At 72.7% G+C, this 2,736-nt stretch carries 2 protein-coding genes; one reads left to right on the plus strand and one right to left on the minus strand.

Going from position 1 to position 2,736, the window contains the following annotated elements; all coding sequences use genetic code 11:
• On the plus strand, window positions 1–1,125 hold a 1,125-nt coding region (locus FV228_RS26020; protein ID WP_147857182.1), incomplete at its 5' end, for an endo-1,4-beta-xylanase.
• 133 nt (window positions 1,126–1,258) lie between these two features.
• Here FV228_RS26020 and FV228_RS26025 read toward each other — a convergent pair.
• A complete protein-coding gene (locus FV228_RS26025; protein WP_246694035.1) occupies window positions 1,259–2,383 on the minus strand; it encodes an acyltransferase in 1,125 nt (374 codons plus the stop codon).
• Window positions 2,384–2,736 lie beyond the last annotated feature (353 nt).

The raw sequence follows: 2,736 nt of genomic DNA on the forward strand, positions 1-2,736 counted from the left end.
GGCCTCGCCACGGCGGCGGGGGCCGCGCCGTCCGGTTTCGGCCCCCTCGGCAAGCCGTCCTGGTCGGGGGACAGCCTCCAGGCCGCCGCCGCCGCCAAGGGGCTGCTCTACGGCTGCGAGGTGCCGTTCCACCGCTTCGACTCGACCCCAGCCTACCGGCAGGCGGTGGCGCGGGAATGCGGGATCCTGGTCTGCGGTACCGAGATGAAGATGGAGGAGGTGCTGCCCGCCCCCGGGCGCACCGAGTTCGCCCGCGGCGACGCGATCCTGCGCTTCGCGCGGGCCAACGGCCAGCGGATGCGCGGGCACACCCTGGTCTGGCACGCGGCCCTGCCCCCGTGGGTCGCGCCGCTGCTCGGCCGGGCGAGCCCCGTCCAGGCCGAGGACTTCATGCGGCGCTGGATCGAGACCGTGGCCGGCCATTACCGGGGGCAGATCGTCGCCTGGGACGTGGTCAACGAGATCCTGGGCAACGAGGGCGACCCCGACCGGGGCGGGGGCCTGCGCGAGTCCCCCTGGCTCGCCGCGATGGGGCCCGGCTACGTCGACCGCGCCTTCCGGATCCTGCACGAGACCGACCCGGCGGCGGCCGGCACCTGGAACGAGGACGCGGTCGAGCAGGGCGCGCCCTGGATGGAGGCCAAGCGCACCAAGGTGCTGCGCCAGCTCGAGGCGATGCGCGCGCGCGGCGTGCCGATCCGTCGGTTCGGCCTGCAATCGCACCTGACCAGCACGGTCCCGATCGACCAGGCCCAGCTGCGCCGCTTCCTGCACGAGATCGGCCAGATGGGGCTGGGGATCGCGGTCACCGAACTCGACATCGACGACCGGGCCTTCCCGTCCGACGTGGCGACCCGCGACCGCAGGGTGGCCGACTTCGCCCGCCGCTACCTCGACGTGGTCCTGGCCGAGCCCGCCCTGCTCGACGTGCTCACCTGGGACATCTACGACCCCGACACGTGGCTGAACGACCACCCCAACCGCAAGCGGCCGGACGGCCTGCCCCAGCGGGCGCTGCCCCTCGACGCGCAGTTCCGGCGCAAGCCGCTCTGGCACGCGATGCTGGCCAGCTTCCAGGCCGCCCCGGACCATGCCGCCGCGCGGGAAAAACTCAGGCGGGGGTGATGCCGGTGCGACCTTGTCTGTCGTCAGGAGCCAGCGGAGTTACCTGGCGGCGCCGGACGAGGCTCGGGTCCCCTCTCCCGTGCGGGAGAGGGGCAGGGTGAGGGATGCGACGTCTCCGGATAGACCTGTCCCCTCACCCCAACCCTCTCCCGCTCGGGAGAGGGGGCTGCGTCGCGCTCCGTATGGGATCGTGTGAGCGCCCCGCGACACCGAGAACGGGCTCCGGCGGCCGGTCCGCCAGCAGCCGGCGACGCAGCCGCGCGCAGGGGCGCTCGACCAGCCCGTACATCCCCCAGCACCAGAGTAGCGTCAGCGGGAAGGCCGCCAGCATCAGCGTCAGCCCGTGCAGGCCGGGCGCCTGGTGCAGCACCGCCGCCACCACGGCCATGTGGGCGAGATAAAAACTGTAGGACCAGAGGCCGAGCTGGCGCATCGGCCGGGCCGCGAGCAGCCGCACCGCCAGGCCCTCGCCGTGCAGCAGGTAGGCGAACGGCACGAACAGCGCCGCGCTCTGGAGTGTGTAGCGCAGGGTCTCGCGGAAGGCGGGATCGCGCACGGCCAGGGTCAGCAGGATCACCCCGAGGCTCGCGGCGACGTGCCAGGCCCGGGGCCGCCAGGCGCAGTCGTCCGGGATCACCGGGTTGTTCCACAGGCCGAGGCAGCAGCCGAACAGGATCGCGTCGATGCGGGTGTGGGTCCAGGAATAGTTCAGGCTGTAATCGGGCAGCCGCCAGACGTTGACGCAGCGGATCGCCAGCACCGCCGCGCAGAGCCCCAGGGAGGCCAGCGCCGCCCGGCGCGGTCGCAGGCGGCCCAGCCACAGGGCGTAGGCCAAGGGGAAGACCAGGTAAAAATGCTCCTCGATGGCGAGGCTCCAGAGCGGCACCGGCAGCACCGCCTCGGTGCCGAACAGGCCGGGATAGTTGGTCAGGAACAGCACCTGGCCGAGCACGGCCGCCGGCTCGACCCGCATCCAGTCGAGCAGTCCCGCCGCGTAGAGCGCCCCGGCGGCGGCCAGGGTCAGGTAGAGCGGCGGCAGGATGCGCAGGCTCCGACGCAGGTAGAAGGCCGACAGCGACACCGTGCCGGTGCGCCCGCGCTCGATCCGCAGCAGCGTCGTGATCAGGTAGCCGCTGAGGAAGAAGAATACCGTGACGCCAAAACCCCCCGGCACCACGTGGCTGAAGCCGCAATGGGCCGCGAACACGATCAGGATCGCGAGCGCGCGCACCCCGTCGAGCTGGGGCAGGTAGGGCATCGTGCTCAGGCGCTCCCCGGGGCGCTGGGATCCGGACTCCGGCATGGCGGCGGCTGATCGTCCTTCACGGCACGGCCCGGCAGGGTGCGCCTTTTCCGCGCGAATCGATATCCGCCCCCGGGTCCGGAGGCGATCCCCCTCGATGGATGGTGAACGGGCCCCGCCGCGGGGGCGATTCACCGGAGGAGATTGGTAACCGTATCGCCCCATCATCTCGCCCGACCGCGCCGTCCCGGGCGCCGTCGGGAGTGTTGCGTATGGTCCCGACCCGTTTCCGCCTTCCCGCTCGCCTCGGCACCGGCCTCTCGGTTCTGGCGCTGCTCGGCGGCCCCGTGGCCGCGCTGGCGCAGGGC

The organism is Methylobacterium sp. WL18, from assembly GCF_008040015.1.
Taxonomy (GTDB): domain Bacteria; phylum Pseudomonadota; class Alphaproteobacteria; order Rhizobiales; family Beijerinckiaceae; genus Methylobacterium; species Methylobacterium mesophilicum.